General features: G+C 66.0%; 5 protein-coding genes. 4 read left to right on the plus strand and 1 reads right to left on the minus strand.

Translation table 11 applies throughout. The features are described from left to right. Positions 1–3 precede the first annotated feature (3 nt). Positions 4–11082 (minus strand): type I polyketide synthase, encoded by an 11079-nt coding sequence (locus A5636_RS02590; RefSeq protein WP_065157110.1) that lies wholly within the window; start codon positions 11080–11082, stop codon positions 4–6. A 386-nt stretch (positions 11083–11468) separates the two neighbouring features. Between A5636_RS02590 and A5636_RS02595 the strand changes: the two genes are divergently transcribed. From A5636_RS02595 to A5636_RS02610, 4 genes are all read left to right on the plus strand, one after another. After that, positions 11469–12890 (plus strand): condensation domain-containing protein, encoded by a 1422-nt coding sequence (locus tag A5636_RS02595; RefSeq protein ID WP_065157111.1) that lies wholly within the window; start codon positions 11469–11471, stop codon positions 12888–12890. Between the two features lie 76 nt (positions 12891–12966). Then, positions 12967–15948 (plus strand): RND family transporter, encoded by a 2982-nt coding sequence (locus tag A5636_RS02600; RefSeq protein WP_301336668.1) that lies wholly within the window; start codon positions 12967–12969, stop codon positions 15946–15948. Positions 15949–15979: 31 nt separating this feature from the next. Then, complete coding sequence (gene pe / locus A5636_RS02605; protein ID WP_065157112.1) at positions 15980–17083, plus strand: acyltransferase PE; 1104 nt, start codon at positions 15980–15982, stop codon at positions 17081–17083. A gap of 54 nt (positions 17084–17137) precedes the next feature. Then, positions 17138–18196: an NAD(P)H-dependent amine dehydrogenase family protein gene (locus A5636_RS02610; RefSeq protein ID WP_065157113.1), complete on the plus strand. Its 1059-nt coding sequence runs from the start codon at positions 17138–17140 to the stop codon at positions 18194–18196. The last annotated feature ends 126 nt before the right edge of the window (positions 18197–18322 follow it).

Raw genomic sequence — 18322 nt, forward strand, 5'->3', positions numbered from 1 at the left:
GTACTATTGCGCGACCGGGTCCGCCTCGCCCGGTTGTGCTTCCGACTCGGACGGCAACTCCGGCTGTCCGTCCGGCTGTGCTTCCGACTCCGACGGCAACTCCGGCTGTCCGTCCGACTCGCCCGGCAACTCCGGTAGCTGCTCGGCCAGGTATTCGGCCAGCGACCTGATGGTCGGATAGTCGAATACCGCGGTCGCGCTGATCGTGAACGCGCCACCGAACTGGCCGTACAACCGGTTGCGCAATTCCACCGCCATCAGCGAATCCGTCCCCAGGTCCAGGAAGCGACTGGTGGCGGCCGGCGGCTGGGCGAGCCGCAGGAAATTCTGTACTTCCTGTTGCAGGAATTCGGTCAGGAAATCCGCTCGCTGTTCCTCGGGTACCTCGTGCAGCTTCCGGAGCAGTTCGCTGTCGCCACTGGTCACAGTGGCGGCGCTGGGCAACAAGTGGTCCAGGATCGGCGGACGCACTCCGCCCAGCATCTTTGCGGCCCGCTGCCAGTTGGCCTTGATGACGGTCACCTGTCCGGTTCCATGCGCGACGATCTCGCCGAGCGCGTTGAGCGCGGCCGTCGGTTCCAACGGAACCATGCCCTGCGCACCGAGATTGGCCTGCGCGGCGTGCGAAGTCGCCATTCCGCCCTTGCCCCAGGGACCGAAGTTAGCGCTCGTCGCCGGCAACCCCCGCGCCTTGCGGTGCGCGATGAGGCCGTCAAGCAGCGCGTTGGCGGCAGCGTAGTTGGCCTGACCGGGCGAGCCGAGCACGCTGGATGCCGACGAGTACGCGATGAAGAACTCGAGATCGGCGTCCTTGGTCAGCCGGTGCAAGTGCCACGCGCCCAACGCTTTTGGCAGCAGTGTTGTGCGAATGCGTTCGACGGTCTGCTGCGGCAGCAACGCATCGTCGAGCACGCCGGCCAGGTGCGCCACCCCGCCCAACGGCGGCAACTCCGCCTTGATCCGGTCCAGCACCCGTTGCACCTCGGACTCTTGGCCGATATCGGCCGCGATGGTGTGGATGCGGCACCGGTAGCGTTCGCAGATGTCGTCGATCGCGTGTTGCACCGCGGCATCGGGTTCGCGCCGGCTGGTCAACACGATGTCACCGGCGCCGAGTTGAGCCAGATGCGCGGCCGTGTGCAGCCCGAGGGCGCCCAGCCCACCGGTGATCAGATAGCTCCTATCACCGCGCGGCTGTAGCGGCTTGGGCATCTGCAGCACAATCTTGCCGATGTGCCGAGCCTGCTGCATGCGGCGGAACGCGGTCTTGGCCTCCGTCAGCGGGTAGATCTCCGACGACAGCGGGATCCACTCGCCGCTGGCCAACCCGTCCGAAACCTCGCCGAGCAGAACCCGAATTCGTTCCGGGTCTTCCATGATCGTTCCGTCCAGCGCAACGATCTCGTAGTCGATGTCGGGGCGAGCCTCGGCCATCTGCTCGGACGTCCAGATGTCTCGCTTGGCGATCTCGGCGAAGCGGCCGTTCTGTGCCGTGGCCCGCACCGTCGCCGCGACGAAACCTTCGTTGGTGAGGCTGTTGAGCACCACGTCTACCCCGGCGCCCTCAGTGTCGGCGAGAATCTGGTCCGCGAAATCGGTACTGCGCGAGTCGTATACGTACTTGACACCCATCTTGCGCAACGTCGCGCGTTTGTAGGTGCTTGCTGTCGCGAAAACGGTGGCTCCGCACTGCAGGGCCAATTGAATCGCCGCCAGCCCGACACCGCCGCTGGCAGCGTGCACCAGGACGCGGTCACCAGGTCGCAGTTTCGCCCAGTCGAAGGCGAGTCGGGCGGTGAGGGCGGCCGCGGGAATACTCGCGGCCTCGACTGCGCTGACCCCGTCGGGGACCACCGCAAGCAACTGCGCCGGCACATTGATCCGGGTTGCGAACGCCCCCTGCATGAAGCCCAGGACGCGTTGACCGACCTCGAATCCGCTTACCTCCGAACCCACTTCGGTCACGATGCCGGAGAAGTCACCGCCGATGAGGCCGGGATCGCCGGGGTAGAGGCCCAACACGTTGAGCACGTCGCGGAAGTTGAGACCCGCGGCCTCGACCCGGATCTGCACCTGCCCCGGGTCCGGTGGCGTCACTTCGGTTTCAGTCAGCCGCAGGTTGTCGATCGCGCCGCGCTCGGTCGGCGCCAGCACGTAGTCGGTCGCCCGAGGCACCGCGAGCAGGCCGCTGCGCGACCACGGCATCAGCCGGGCCACCAGGAATTTCCCTTGGCGCAGCGCGAATTCGGCCTCTACGCCATCGGATGCGCTGAGCAGAGCCGCCAGCGAGTGCACGGCCTCTTCGGAACCGTCGTGGTCGACCAACCGGCAGCGCAGTGTCGGCTGTTCGGCAATGATGGTGCGGCCGAGCCCCCACAGCGCCGCCTCCACCGGGTCGACCTGCTCGCCGGATTCGGTTGCCACACCTCGCTCGGTGACGACCCAGAATCCTCCGGAGAGGCGCACTTCGTCGGCCAACAGGGTGCGCGCGACGTCGGCCAGGTTGGCCAGCTCGGTCTCGAGCCGCGCGCCGAATTCGGCGCTGGACTCGTCGGCACCGGGCTGTGCGCTGCTGCGCCAGACGATGCCGGTGATCGGAGTCCCGCCTTCCTGCGCTTGCGCGATCAGTTGCCGCCAGCGGCCGGGATTTTCGACCGCCTCAGCCGTGACACTGTTCGGCAACTCGGCCGCCAGTTCGTCGAATCCAGCGATCAGCCAGTTGTCGCTGGTTGTCGCGGCGTCTTCAGCGCACGGCGCCGGCACCTCGTGCCAGCCCAGGGTGTACAACAGCCGGGTGGTGTCACCGCCCAGCCCACGCAACAGTGCCTCGCGGGGGGCGCGTTTCACTGTGAACTCGTGGATTCCACCGAGGTGATTGCCATCGCGGTCGACGAAATCGAGATCGAAGACCTGGGTTTCGCTTTCGGTACCGCCCGTGCGCCACGTTGCGCGGCAATAGAACCGGCGCGGCATCTTCTTTTGCAGCGTCACCCGTCCATACCGCAGCGGCAGGAACAGGTCCGGCACCGTGCCCTGTTCGGTCGCGGCCAGCAGCGCAGGGAAGGCAGGGAAGGCGACGCCGGTGCACAGGTCCAATAGGACGGGGTGGATCGGCTCGGTGCCGAGTTGTTCTGCGAGTTCGTCGCCCACGACGACATCGCCGATGGCCTCACCCTCGCCTACCCACAGCGATTTCAGGCAGTTGGCCCAGGTGGGTCCCCACGCCAACTCCATGTCGGCAAACGTCTCGAACAACTGCTGCGGACGCGTGCGGTTCAACCGCTCGGTCGCCGCGTCGACGGGATCGGACGCATCGGATTCCGGCTCCTCGCCGACACCGGTCACTACGGTGCCGTCGGCGTTCAACGACCATTCGGCATCGCGGGCACCATATGGCCGGCTGTGCACCCGGAAGGTCCACCCGCTTCCGTCGTCGAAGGGGTGCAGTGTCAGCTGCACCTCACGGGATGCCTTGTCCGGCAGGATGATCGGCTCGTAGAAGAAGACATCCTGCACCCGGGCGGGCGGACCGACCGCGGCCAGTGCCATCGCCGCGTACGTGGCACCGGGCACCACGACGGTGCCGTAGATGACGTGGTGGGCCAGCCATGGCTGTGTCTTGACGGACAGCCGGCTGGTGTACACGGAGTCACCAGACGCAAGATCCTTGACGCTGCCCAGTATTCCGGCCACGCCCACGGTGTCGCCACCGATGCCGGCAACTCCAGACGTCTTGGGCCAGAAGTGCCGGCGCTGGAACGGATAGGTCGGCAGTTCGAGCCGGCTACGGGAAACCTGGTGCAACGCAGCAAAATCGGGCCGATGACCGGAGACATAGGCTGCGGCCAGTGCTTCGGCGATCTGCCGGCGACTGTCCACACCCTTACGCAGGGAGACGATCGCGCGTGGCGTCGCCGAATGCTCCGGCCAGACCTGGATCGCCGCGGCGGTCAGGATGGGCTGCGGACCGATCTCCATCAGAACCGAGCATCCCAGGGCGGCCACGGTCCGCACGCTTTCGCTGAATTGCACCGGCTGCCGGGAATGCCGACGCCAGTACGGAGCGTCGAGCGGGGTTTCTGCGGTAAGCACCGCCCCGGTCCGGTTGCAGACGAGCGGGCGGGTAGGCACGGCATAGGTGAATCTCGCCGCGTACGACTCGAACTCGTCGAGCACCGGATCGAGTAGCTCGGAATGGAACGCGTGGCTGGTGTCCAGCCAGGTGCAGCGGACGGCTTCTGCGCTGAACGCCGCGACGATCTCCTCCAGGTCTTCGCCCGGCCCAGACAACACGGTGTTACGACCGTTGTAAGCAGCGACCGACACCCGGGGCGCTGCCTTGGCGGCTTCCTCGACCTTTTCCGGGTCGGCGAAAACCGCCACCATCCGGCCGCCTTCGGGCAGGCTGCCGAACAACCGGCCCCGCTCTGCCATCAGACGTGCTCCGTCTTCCAGGCTGAACACTTCCGCCACGCACGCCGCGGCATACTGACCGACGCTGTGCCCCAGCACCACATCGGGTTCGATGCCCCACGATTGCCACAACCGGGCCAGACCCATCTCGATGGCGAACAGGGCCGGCTGGGCGAAGGACGTGTGGCGCAGCGTTTCTCCGCCGTCGCGGTCCATGGCAAAAATCACGTCCAGCAACGGGCGGTTCAGCGTCGAATCGATCGCTTCCGCGCACCGCCGCACTGTGTCGGCGAAAACCGGCTCTGCGTCGAATAATTCGCGCGCCATGCCCGGGTACTGGCTGCCCTGGCCAGTGAACAGCCAGGCCGTCTTCGGCGGGTCGGTGCACTCACCCCGGGCCACACCCGGGCGCACCCGGTTCTCGGCCAACTCGGCCAGCAACTCGCGGGCGCTCTGCACCGAATCGACGACCAGCGCGGCACGGTGCTCGAAGTGCGACCGTCCCACCCCTGCGGTGAAGCAGACGTCGTTGATGTCGACCTTTGGATGGGCATCCAGCCACGACTCGTAGCGCTGCGCCAACGCCACCAGTGCCGGCGCCGAGCGCGCCGAAAGTGGCAATATGCCAACAGGTGCCACCGGGGCTGCCGACTCGGTCGCTGCGTCGTCGACGGAATAGGCGTCCGCGGTCGCCGAAGCCGGCGCCTCCTCGAGCAGCACGTGGGCATTGGTGCCGGTGAAGCCGAACGAACTGACCCCGGCCCGGCGCGGCCTGCCATTGGCCTGCCACGGAATCGGCTTGTCCACCACCCGAACCGGAAGCGAATCCCACGGAATGTGCGGCGACGGGTTCTCGAAATGCAGGTTCTGCGGCAATATCTCGTGCTCGAGGGACAACACGACCTTGATCAGACCGGCGACACCCGCGGCCGACTCCAAGTGACCGATGTTCGTCTTGACCGATCCCATCAGCAGCGGACGATTCGAGTCGCGGTCACCGCCGTAGACCGCCGCGGCGGCCTGCACCTCGATCGGATCGCCCAGCGAGGTCCCCGTTCCGTGCGCCTCGAGGTAGTCCACGTCGCGGCCGCCGATTCCGGCACGCGCCAGTGCCGCCGAGATAAGGCGTTGCTGCGCACCACCATTGGGCACAGTCAACCCGCTGGACGCACCGTCCTGGTTGACCGCGCTGCCCCGGATCACCGCACAGATCCGGTCACCGTTGCGCTCGGCATCACTGAGCCTCTTGAGGACCAGGATGCCGCAACCTTCGCTTCGGACATAACCGTCGGCGGCGGCGTCGAACGTCTTGCAGCGCCCGTCCGGGGACAACATCCTGGCGCGGGAGGCGGCGACGATGGAAGCCGGGCTCAACAGAACATTCACCCCGCCGGCCAGGGCCAGGTCGCAGTCACCGGAGTGCAGTGCCTGGCACGCCTGGTGGACCGCCACCAGCGAGGAGCTGCAGGCGGTGTCGACCGCCACGGCCGGCCCCTCCAGACCCAGCGCGAAGGCCACCCGGCCGGCGATGGCGTTCAGCGCGTTACCGGTGATGAAGTGGGCTTCGATGTTCTCGACGGAGTCGCTGGACAACAGATGCGAGTATTCGTTGGCGGCGACGCCCACGAAGATGCCGCTTCGGCTGCCCCGCAACGACGCCGGGGAATAGCCCGCACGCTCCAGGCCTTCCCAGGCGATCTCCAGCATCAACCGCTGCTGGGGATCCATCCACACGGCCTCGCGGGGCGAAATACCGAAGAACTCCGGGTCGAACCCGTCGATTCCCTCCAGGTATCCCCCGTTGCGGCTGTAGATCTTGCCGGGCGTCTCCGGGTCCGGGTCGTAGAACTCGTCGATGTCGAAGCGGTCCTCCGGGATCTCGCGGATGGCATCGACCGCCCCGGACAACACTTCCCAGTAGGCGTCAGGATCGGGTGAGCCGGGAAACCGGCAGGCGACCGCGACGATGGCGATCGGCTCGTCCGCGGCGCCGAGTCCCGCCGCGGGGCGCGGCGGTGCCTGCTGCCCGCTCGCCCGGACGGGCTGCGCGCTTAGGCCCAGGATGTCGTCGAGAAGGTAGTCGGCCACGTCCACCAGTCGCGGATAGTCCATCGCCAGGGTCGCGGGCAGCTGCTTGCCTACGGCCTGCTCGACACGGCGGCGCAGTTCCACCGCCATCAACGAATCCATGCCGAGGTCGAAAAAGCCTGCCTCGTCCCGGATCTCGGCGGCGTCGATGCGTGTCACCTCGGCGACGATGTCGCGTAGATAGTCGACGACGAGTTTCTTGCGCTGCTGCGCCGGGGCGCGGGTGAGTTGCTCGACCAGTTTGGTGGTGCCCGAACTGGCCGGGACCGTCACCGACTCTGGCAGCTCACGTTCCACGTCCGCCAACAACGCTCGTCTGCCCGCCTGCTGGTACAGCGGCAGGAAGCGAGCCCAGTCGATGCGAGCCACCACACCTTGCACCGGCCCCTGCGACGAGGCGCCCGAGAGCAACTCGGCCATCCCGGCCAGGGCGTCAGCGGGTGGCAACGTCCGCACGCCGCGCCGCTCGAGGTGGGCACGCGCTTCTGCGTCGGCCATGCCCGCCGACCACGGGCCGAAGTTGACGCTGACGGCCGGGACGCCCTGTCCGCGCAGCCGCCAGGCGAGCCCGTCGAGGAATGCGTTGGCCGCGCTGTAGGCCGTTTGGCCGAAGCTGCCCCACACCGCGGCGATCGAGGATGTGCTGAGGAAGAAATCCAACGGCATGTCCGCGGTTGCTTCGCTCAGATGCCAAGCACCCCAGACCTTCCCGGCGAATACCCGGTCCACCTCCGCATCGTCGAGGGTGCGCAGCGGCGTGGTGCCCATCTCCCCCGCCGCGTGCACGATTCCGGCCAGCGGCGGTAGCTCGGCCTGCACGGTGGTCAGCAGACGAGCGACGTCGTGGGGGTTGGCGACATCTGCCGCGACGACCCTGAGGTCACAGCCGTACTGTTCGCCGATTGCATCGATGCGCTGCTGCGCTGCGTCGCTGGGTGAGCGCCGGCTGGTCAGCACCAGATGACGGGCGCCTTGCGCGGCGAGATATTGGGCGATCTCCAGCCCGACCCCACCGAGTCCGCCGGTCACCAGATACGTTGCGTCCTCCCGAATCGCCGGTGGCGTCGCACTCGGCAACCCCTCGCGTCGGCTCAGCCGCGCCACGTGTACGGCTCGATCGCGCAGGGCGACTTGGTCCTCCGCAGCGGGAGCGGTCACCACGTGATCGATCAGCGCCGACCATTCATCCACACCGCCGCCGGACAGGTCGGCCAGCCCGCCCCACAGTTGCGGGTGTTCCAGCGCGGCGGCACGACCGAAGCCCCACAGGCAGGACTGCACCGGCGACACACTGTCCGACGTTGTGACCCGTTGCGCGCCACGGGTGGTCAACCAGATGGGTGCCCGCAGCTCGGCGGCAGCCGCCGACCGGAACAGCCGGCGGAGCCCACCCAGCACGCGGTGCTGCATGCGCAGCAGTGACCGCATCGACGGTGCCGGGTCGGACTCGAGGGCTGCGAGAACAAGAATGCGAAGCGTCGTGTCCTCCGCGGCAGCCTCGCGCAAGGCCGCTTCCACCTGCTGCTCGTCCGCATCGTTGACCGGCAGCCCGAGAACCCGGTGGCGGTCACCGCGCGCGGTAAGCGCCTCGGCCAGTGGCTCGATCGCCTCGGCGTCGTCACCGATGACCAACCAGGCGCCAGGTTCCGGCGACTGCGTCGCGGCGGTCCGGGCGAATTTCTCCCAGCGGATGTCGTAGCGAATGTCCGCGATGGACTGGGTTTCCCGCTGTTGGTTATGTTGCGCCGCAAGCTTTTTCAGCACTTCAGCAGTCTGCTGGTGGCTGCCGTCGCCGTCGAGCAGCGCGGCAAGTTCCTCGATCCGGCCTTCCTCTAGCAACCGGACGGCGTCCGTGCGGACGCCGTCGTGCTGACCGGGAGCTTGTTTGCCGTTGCGGCTAGGCGGAACTCGCTTGTCGCGATACCAATACTCACGATGCTGGAACGGATAGGTGGGCAGATCGAGCTTGCGATGCGGCGATTGCGAAAGGGCCGCGAAGTCGGGCAAGTGCCCGCCTACGTAGGCACCGGCCAGGGCTTCGGTGATCTGGCGACGGTCGCCGCTGTTTCGCCGCAGCGACGCGATCGCCCTCGGTGTGGCTGCCGCGTCAGGCCACGCCCGCAAGGCCGCCGCGCTGAGCACGGGTTGCGGACCGACCTCCAGCAGCACGGCACAGCCCAGATCAGCCAGGGTGGCCACACTCTTGGCGAATTCGATGGGCTGGCGAGCGTGACGACGCCAGTAAGGACCATCCAGTTTCGCATTCCTGCCCAGCGCTTTCCCGGTGCGATTGCACACCAAAGTCCTACGGGGAGCACTGAATTGGAATCGATTGGCGAAAGACTCGAAATCGTCGAGGGCCGGATCCAGCAAGGCAGAATGAAAGGCGTGGCTGGTGTCCAGCCAGTCGCAGCGGACACTTTCGGCCGCCAACTTCGCGACCACCCGTTCCAAGTCCTCCGCGGGACCTGCCAACACCGTGTTGGCGCCGTTGTAGGCGGCCACCGAAAGCCGCGGGAACTCGTCGGTAAAGCTCTCGACCCGCTCGGCGGCGGCGAATGTCGCGACCATCCGGCCACCCGGCGGCAGGTTGCCGAAAAGCCTGCCCCGTTCGGCGAGCAATCGCGCCCCGTCTTCCAGGCTGAACACTCCGGCGACGCAGGCGGCCGAGTACTGGCCGACACTGTGCCCCAGCACCACGTCGGGCTCGAAGCCCCACGACTGCCACAGGCGCGCCAGGCCCATCTCCACCGCGAACAGCGCGGGTTGGGCGTACTCGGTCTGCCGCAACGTGTCCGGGTCATCCGCGTCGAAAATCACGTCCAGCAATGGCTTTTCGAGCACCTCGTCGACCACTGCCGCGCACCGGTTCACGGTCTCGGCGAATACCGGCTCGGTCTCGAACAATTCGCGGGCCATACCCGGGAACTGGCTGCCCTGGCCGGGGAACAACCATGCGGTCTTCGGCGTGTCGTCGCACACCCCCCGCACCAAACCCGGCGCCGGGCGATCGTCTGCAAGGGCACCGAGCAACTCTGCGGCCGACTCCACCGAATTGACCACCAGCGCGGCACGGTGCTCGAAGTGGGCCCGTCCCGCCCCGGCGGTGAAGCACACATCCGACAACGCCGCGTCGGGATGTGCACCCAACCAATTGCGGTACTGCTGGGCAACCTGTACCAACGCCGCGGGGGTACGCGCAGACAGGGGAAGCACGCTGAACCCGTCCGCCGGCTGCTCGGTGGGTTCGGCGACCGCGAGGTTCGGCGCCTCCTCGAGAATGACGTGCGCGTTTGTTCCAGAGAATCCGAACGAACTGACGCCGGCGATGCGGGGCTGGCCGTTACGTTCCCAGGAAGTGGGTTCTTGCACGACCCGCAGCGCCAGCTTGTCCCAAGGAATGTGCGGCGACGGGTTCCGGAAGTTCAGGTGCTTCGGCAGCATCTCGTGTTCGAGCGACAGGATCACCTTGATCACACCGGCGATCCCGGCCGCCGCTTCCAGGTGACCGATGTTCGTCTTGACCGAACCGATCAGCAGCGGTTGGCCCGACTCACGACCGTCGCCGTACACCGCACCCGCGGCCTGGACTTCGATCGGATCGCCTAACGATGTACCGGTCCCGTGCGCCTCGAGGTATCCCACTTCGCGGGCGGCGACTCCGGCGCGTTCCAGCGCCTCAGTGAGGACCCGTTGCTGGGCGACACCGTTGGGCACCGTCAGCCCACCCGACGCTCCGTCCTGGTTGACGGCGCTGCCCCGGACGACGGCCCGAATCCGGTCCCCGTCGCGAATCGCGTCCTCGAGCCGCTTGACGACGACGACGCCACAGCCCTCACCGCGCACATACCCGTCCGCGGCGGCATCGAACGTCTTGCACCGACCGTCCGGTGCCAGCATGTGCGCGTGCGAGAAAGTGATCATGGTCGCCGGGCTGAGCAGGACGTTGGCACCGCCGGCCAACGCGAGGTCGCATTCGCCTAGCCGCAGCGCCTGGCAGGCTTGGTGGATTGCCACCAAAGACGAGCTGCACGCGGTGTCGACGGTAACCGCCGGACCTTGCAGGCCCAGTCGGTAGCTGATCCGGCCGGCGCCGGCCGCGGCCGCCGTGCCGATCGCCATGTAGGCCTCGATCTCGTCGTACGTCAGCTCGTCGGAGGCCATCCCCAGGTAGTCGTGCGTCGACAGACCGATGAAAACACCCGTGTTGGTGTTCGCCAAAGCCGTTGGCGCGGTTCCGGAGTGCTCAACCGCGCGCCACGCCGTCTCCAGTAGCAACCGATGCTGGGGGTCCATCAATCTGACTTCGCGCGCCGAGAGACCGAAGAACGGCGCGTCGAACCCGATCACGTCGTCGATGAAGCCCGCCCGGCGTGTTGCGACCTTTCCGGGCGCGTCGGGGTCCGGGTCGAAGAATTCTTCGACGTCCCACCGGTCCGGGGGCACCTCGGAGATTGCGTCGTGTCCCCGCAGTAGCACGTCCCAGAATTCGTCCGCGTCGGCCGCCCCCGGCATACGCAGTGCGTAGCCCACGATCGCAAAACCCGATGCCCGCTCCATCGAGTCTTCGACGGTTGCCATGCATTTGTCCTCTCTGCCTGCGATGCGCAGTTCGATTGTCGGTGCCTGGGCCGCGAGCGCTGGGCCCGTAGCAGCTCCGAACCAGGTCCTAAGCCGTTCACTGCTGTCCCTGCCAGCCTGGCTGGGCAGCAGATCACCGTTGACGGCAAGTATTGCAAGTATGAAGGCTCCACTGGGGCGGCGTCAGGAAAACATCGCTACCTCAAATCGCCGACCGCGTTCGTCGCTGCGTTCGCACCCCCCGGGACACCACCCTAACCGCACGCTCGCCGTCCCTCGGCTGGCGCGGGTGTGACCCCGCATGTCGCCGCCGGCGTTCCAGCAAGGGTTATCTTGATGTCGCTACCGGGGGCCATACGGCGGCGGCCCAGATCGAGGAGAAGTCATTGCAAATCGGCAAGATCACGATCGGTTCAATCAACGATTGGACGGTGCGCCCCGGCGTGGTCACCACTTGGCATCCGACCCCAGAGGCTCGGGAGAAGGCCCGTCGCGCCCCGGTCAGTTCCGTGCCGGTCAGCTACATGCAGAGCCAGCATCTACGCGGTTGTCACGAGCGGGCAAAAGCGGGACTCGGTTATTCGCGACAGATCATCGCGTCATGTGAAGCGCCCGGGCAGTGCGACCTCGAAGTCATGGATAAGGCGCTCAACTCATATTTGCGTCGTCATGACACATACCGCAGCTGGTTCGACTACACGCCGGACGGTGAAATCGTCCGGCACACGATCAGCGATGCAGAGGATATCGAATTCGCGCCGGTCGACCACGGCAAAATGAACGTCGAGGAAATCCACGATCATGTCGTGGATACGCCGGACGCTTTCGAGTGGGGTTGCTTTACGTTCGGGATCATCCAGAGCGAGGAGCACTTTACGTTCTACGCCTGCATCGACCACGTTCACGGCGACGCGACGCTGATCGGCATCACCATGTTCGAGTCGCACGGCATGTACACCGCCCTGACAGCCGGCGGCGAATCCTTCGCGCTGCCGGAAGCTGGCAGCTATGCCGACTTCTGCGTCCGAGAACGGGAATACACCTCGACGTTGACCCTCGATTCGCCGCAAATCCAAACTTGGGTTGACTTCGCCGAGAACAATGCCGGCAGTCTCCCGGATTTCCCGCTGCCGCTTGGTGATCCGATGGCTCCAGGCCGGAGTGCCATGATCACCGAGACTTTGATGGACCCGGACCAGACGCTGCGATTCGACTCGGCCTGCTCCGCTGCCGGCGCCCGCTTCGTCGGCGGCCTGTTTGCCTGCATCGCCCTAGTCGAGCACGAGTTCACCGGGGCTCCCACCTACTACGGACTCACCCCCCGGGATTCCCGAACCGGCGCGGACAACTTCATGACCCAGGGCTGGTTCACCGGCCTGGTGCCGGTCACCATCCCGATTGCCGCGACATCCTTCGCCGAAGCGGCATGGACGGCACAGGCGTCTTTCGATTCGGGCCTGGACATGGCCCGGGTGCCGTATTACCGCGCGCTGGAATTGGCGCCGTGGTTGAGCTGGCCTCGCCCCAACTTCCCCGTGACGAATTTCCTGCACGGCGATGCGGCTCCGCTCAATGCCGTGCTAGCCGCGGCGGACATGGGTTATGCAGACAATATCGGTATTCATTCCGACGGCAGATATTCCTACCAGCTGACGATTTACATTTTCCGGTACGGCGAGGGCACCGTGATGGCGGTCATGTATCCAGACAATCCAGTGGCCCGCAATTCGATTACCCGCTATATGGCCGCAATGAAATCAGTCTGCGGGGGCGTCGCCGACACCGGGCACTGGGGGCGCGTTGCGTAATGTGGAGTGATTCGACATCCGGCGCCTCGCCGCGACTTGCAATTCGCGGCGGGGCGCGACCGGGGGTGGGGGAAGTTTGCGACGGCTAGCCGATGCTGTGGTGCGGTGGCCATGGCTGGTGATCGGTCTGTGGGTGGCGATTGCGATCGCCATGCCGCTGACGTTCCCGTCGCTGAATCAGATGGCCCAGAAGCACCCGCTCGACATCCTGCCCAGCGATGCGCCCTCGGCCGTCACCGCCCGGCAAATGACCGATGCTTTTCACGAATCAGGGTCAGAAAACCTGCTGCTGGTGGTGCTGACCAACAACAGCGGACTCAAACCGGCCGACGAAACCGCCTACCGCAAGCTCGTCAGTGCGCTGCGCGAGGACAAGCGCGACGTGATGATGTTGCAGGACTTCGTCAGCACACCGCCCCTACGTACCGCATTGACCAGCAAGGACCGCACCACCTGGGTGCTCCCGGTCGGTCTTGCGGGTGAGCTGGGCACGCCGAAGTCCTACGACTCCTTCCTGCGGGTCACCGACATCGTCAAACACTCCGTGGCGGGGTCGCAGCTGACCGCACACCTCACCGGGCCCGCGGCCACCGTCGCCGACCTCACCGCCGCGGGAAACAAGGACCGACTACCTATCGAAATCGCCATCGCGGTTCTGGTACTGCTGGTCCTGCTGTTGGTCTATCGAAACCCTGTGACCATGCTGCTGCCGCTACTGGCGATCGGCATATCGATGGTCATCGCCCAGGCCGTGGTCGCGGCCGCTTCGGAAGTAGCCGGCCTGGGCGTCTCGAATCAGTCGATAGTGTTCCTTAGCGCCATCATCGCGGGCGCAGGGACGGACTACGCGGTCTTCCTGATCAGCCGCTATCACGACTATCTGCGGCAGGGTGACGATTTCGATCAAGCGGTACGGCGGGCCCTGATGTCGATCGGAAAGGTGATCACCGCGTCGGCGGCCACCGTGGGTATCACGTTCCTCGGGATCAGTTTCTCCCGAATGGGGGTGTTCTCATCGGTCGGTCTGTCGTCGGCAATCGGCGTCGGGGTCGCTTTCATTGCCGCGATGACGTTGTTACCGGCCATTCTGGTGGTCGCCGGACCCCGCGGCTGGGTCAAGCCACGGCGCGAACTCACCGCACGGTTCTGGCGGCGTTCGGGAATCCGGATCGTGCGCCGCCCCAAGACCCACCTCGTCGCGAGCCTGTTGGTGCTCGCCATCCTCGCCGGGTGCGCCGGCTTGGCGCGCTTCAACTACGACGACCGCAAAGCCGTGCCCGCGTCGGCTCCCAGCTCGATCGGTTACGCCGCACTGGAGCGCCATTTCCCGGTGAATCAATCGATTCCGGAATACATCTTCATCCAGTCGCCGCACGACCTGCGCACGCCGCGCGCCCTTGCCGACTTGGAACAGATGGCAGACCGCGTCAGTCAACTGCCGAACATCGCAGCCGTCACCGGGATAACCCGACCCACCGGCGTCGTGCCGGACGAGTTCAGAGCCACATATCAGGCCGGTGCCATCGGCGCTCGGCTGGGCGCCGGGGCCGCGCTGATCAACGAACACGACAACGATCTGAACCGGCTGGCCAGCGGGGCCACCACGCTGGCCGACAATCTCGGGGATGTGCGCGGACAGGTCACCCAGATCGTTTCCGCGATGCAGGGTCTGGTCAACGAGTTCACGTCAATGCGCGGCCAATACGGCGGTGACCGGTTGGTCAAAGAGGTCACCACCGCCGCGAAACTGGTGAACAGCATCAACGCGCTCGGCCACGAAATGGGTCTGAACTTCGCGGCGGTCCGGGACATGTTCGGTTGGGTTCCTCCTGTCTTACTGGCCCTGCAGGGCAACGTGATATGCGATGTCGACGCCTCATGCAGCGCGACCCGCCAACAGTTCGAGCGGTTGGTGAACGCCCGCAACAGTGGAAGCCTCGACCAGATCAACGACCTGGCGAGCCAATTGGAAGGGTTCGGCGACAAGCAGACGCTGGCCGCGTCGGCGGAACGGCTGCGGGGTGCACTCGCCAGCTTCATCAAGGCATTGCACGCCCTGGGACTCGACCAGCCCGGCGGACTGCAGGGTGGGCTGAATCGAGTGCAACAAGGGGCGGAGCGCGCCGCAGGGGGCAGCAGGCAGGTGGCCGACGGGGTGGAACAACTCGTCGACCAAATCAGGCAGATGGGCAGTGGCCTTGGTGAAGCGTCAGCCTTCCTGCTGGCGATGAAGGACGACGCGGCTGAACCCTCGATGGCGGGATTCAACATTCCGCCGCAGTTGCTGAAGATGGAGGAGTTCAGGAAGGCCGCCAGGTTGTTCATCTCCCCAGATGGCCACTCGGTGCGGTACTTGGTGCAGACGAAGCTCAACCCGTTCAGCGCCGAAGCCATGGACCAGGTCAACGCCATCACCGATACTGCCCGGGCCGCGCAGCCGAACACCTCACTCGCCGACGCCTCGATCTCGATGGCGGGATATCCGGTCACCCTGCGCGACACCCGTGACTATTACCAACATGACATCAGGTTCATCATCGCGGTCACGCTGGTCGTCGTGCTGCTGACGCTGATGGTGCTGCTGCGCGCGATCATCGCACCGCTGTATCTGGTGGGTTCGGTGGTGATCTCGTATTTGTCGGCGGTCGGCATCGGAGTCCTGGTGTTCCAGTACCTGCTCGGCCAGCAATTACATTGGAGCATCCCCCCGTTGGCCTTCGTGATCTTGGTTGCGGTCGGTGCGGACTACAACATGCTGCTCATCTCGCGAATGCGTGACGAATCGCCGAACAGCATGCGTTACGGCGTCATCCGCACTCTGAGTTCCACCGGTGGAGTGATCACGGCGGCAGGGTTGATTTTCGCAGCGTCGATGTGGGGTCTGTTGTTTGCCAGCATCAGTACCGTGGTGCAGGGCGGATTCGTGATCGGCGCCGGGATCCTGCTGGACACATTCCTGGTACGCACCATCACGGTGCCTGCCATCGCTACGCTGGTCGGCAAGGCGAGTTGGTGGCCGTCACGCGTGTCACCACGCCGGAGCAGCGCGGGCGCCTGAGCGAGCGCCGACTATGGGGAGAGAAGTAGGGATGAAGAAACTACTCGCAGGAATCACCGCGCTGGTAACCGTCGGTGCCACAAGCTTTTTGGGGGTCGGCCGCGCGACGGCCGATGAAACGCCAACCGACGAGACGCCGGCACCCGGCGGGACGGCATACGCCCTCGGCGGCGCCCACGTGCTGGGCATTCCCTACGACGAATACATTCGGCGCGAGGGTGCCGAGTGGTTCCCCGGCCTGCGCCGCCAGATCGTCGACTACCCGGCCGGTCAGGTTCAGGGCCACGTACTGGGACGCCTCTTCCCCGGGATCGGCAAGCTGGACGAGATGTTTCCCGGCTTGGGAGTAGACGGGCCCAGCGTGGGCGAATCGGTCGACGTGGGCACAGACAATCTGGACGCGGCGATCCGCCGCGGCGGGCCCGGCACCGCGATCGGCCTGTCCGAAGGTGCCCTGGTCCTCAACGCACTGCAGGCCCGGCTCGCTAACGATCCGACGGCTCCGCCGCCAGATCAGTTGACGTTCGCCACCTTTGGCGACCCCGTGGCGCGCCATGCATTCGGTGAGAGCTTCCTGACCGCCATGTTCCCGGTCGGCAGCGTCGTTCCCGCGCTCGACTACACGGTGCCGCCGCCCTTCGAGAGCCAGTACGACACCAAGATGTTCATCTCCGCTTACGACTCGATCGCCGACTTTCCGGACCGGCCAGACAACCTGATGGCACTGGCCAACACGCTCGTCGGACTCGCGACAGGCCACACCGCGGTGGCATTCACCAACGCGAGCATGGTGCCCCCGCAGAACATCCGGACGACCGTCAACTCGCGGGGCGCAACGACCACCACGTATCTGATTCCCGAGCGGCACCTGCCGCTGGTGCTGCCATTCCAGTACGCAGGCGTGCCGGAGGAGACGCTCAACGAACTCGACGCGGTGTTGTTGCCGATGGTCAACGAGGGATACTCGCGCAACGACGATCCGCTGACGGCCCCGATTCAGGTCGACCCGGTGAACGGATATGACCCAGCCGCCGTCACCGCTCCTGCCACGCAGGCCACCTTCGGCGGTGGCGCCGACCCTATTTCCCAAATCCTTTCCGGCGCGATGTCTGTGCTGAACCGGGGCAGTCACTAACACCAGGCGGCCACGGCGATAATGGCTCCCGTCCACTCGGCGAAGGAGCACACAATGAGCACTGCACAGACAGACCGCCCACTACGCGTCATCCAGTGGACTACCGGGAATATCGGGCGACGATCGTTGCACGCGATCATCGGCCGGCCCGACATGGAGTTAGTGGGCGTGTTCGCGCACGGACCGGAAAAGGTGGGTGTAGACGCTGCCGAACTCGCGGGCTGGCCGGAGCCGACCGGCGTGTGCGCCACCAACGACATCGATGCGCTGATCGCGCTGGGCGCCGACGCGTGTTGCTATAACCCGTTGTGGCCCAACATCGATGAACTTGTGCGCTTGCTGGAGTCGGGTGTCAACGTGTGTTCCAGCGCGGCGTGGATCACCGGCGGAAAACAGACCCCGCAGGACCGCGAGCGCATCGAGGCGGCTTGCCGCCGCGGCCGCTCGACGATATTCGGCAGCGGGGCGCATCCGGGTATGACGAACATGGTCGCCATGGTGCTCAGCGGTTCCTGCGAGCGGGTCGACGAGATCCGGATCACCGAGTCGGTGGATTGCTCGACATACGAGTCGGCGGGAACCCAACGTGCGATGGGGTTTTCCCAGGATCCCGAAACGCCCGGCCTGGCTGAGAGCGTGCGTCGCGAGAGTGAAGTCTTTGCCGAATCCGCCGCAATGATGGCGGACGCGATTGGTGCACGCCTGGACCGGATGACCTTTGACGTCACCTTCACTCCCGCCACCGGTGACACCGACCTGGGCTTCATGACGATCCCGGCCGGAACGGTCGGCGGCGTCTATGGCTACCACCGCGGGTGGGAAGGCGACCGCAATGTGGTCAGCGTCGGCTTCAACTGGACCATGGGCGACCACGTGACCCCGCCCAAGCCCCTCGAGCACGGGCACGTCATTCAGGTGTTCGGGCTGCCCAACATGCGCACCGTGCTGCACTGTCTGCCGCCGAAGGACTGGGCCGAGCCAGGTTTCATGGGGCTGGGCATGATCTACACCGCACTGCCGGTCACCAATGCGGTGCCCGCGGTGGTGGCCGCGCGACCGGGCATCGTGACACTCGCCGACCTTCCGCCGGTTACCGGACGCGTCGCACGCTAGGGTGTGTCGTCCGGCACCGGGCCGGGGTCCCCGAGGAACGCCTGCGTCCACTAAGGGTTAGGATGCCTAGCCGAGCAAATATTCCGTCGGGCACGAGGAAGCATGCTGCCCGATGCGGCGTTGCAG

Source organism: Mycobacterium asiaticum, assembly GCF_001673315.1.
Lineage (GTDB): Bacteria > Actinomycetota > Actinomycetes > Mycobacteriales > Mycobacteriaceae > Mycobacterium > Mycobacterium asiaticum_B.

Bases quoted from the DNA above. Each gene is read 5' to 3' on its own strand.
- A5636_RS02610 (WP_065157113.1), top strand. From the start codon at position 17,138: ATGAGCACTGCACAGACAGACCGCCCACTACGCGTCATCCAGTGGACT.
- A5636_RS02590 (WP_065157110.1), bottom strand. From the start codon at position 11,082: ATGGCAACCGTCGAAGACTCGATGGAGCGGGCATCGGGTTTTGCGATC.
- pe (WP_065157112.1), top strand. From the start codon at position 15,980: ATGAAGAAACTACTCGCAGGAATCACCGCGCTGGTAACCGTCGGTGCC.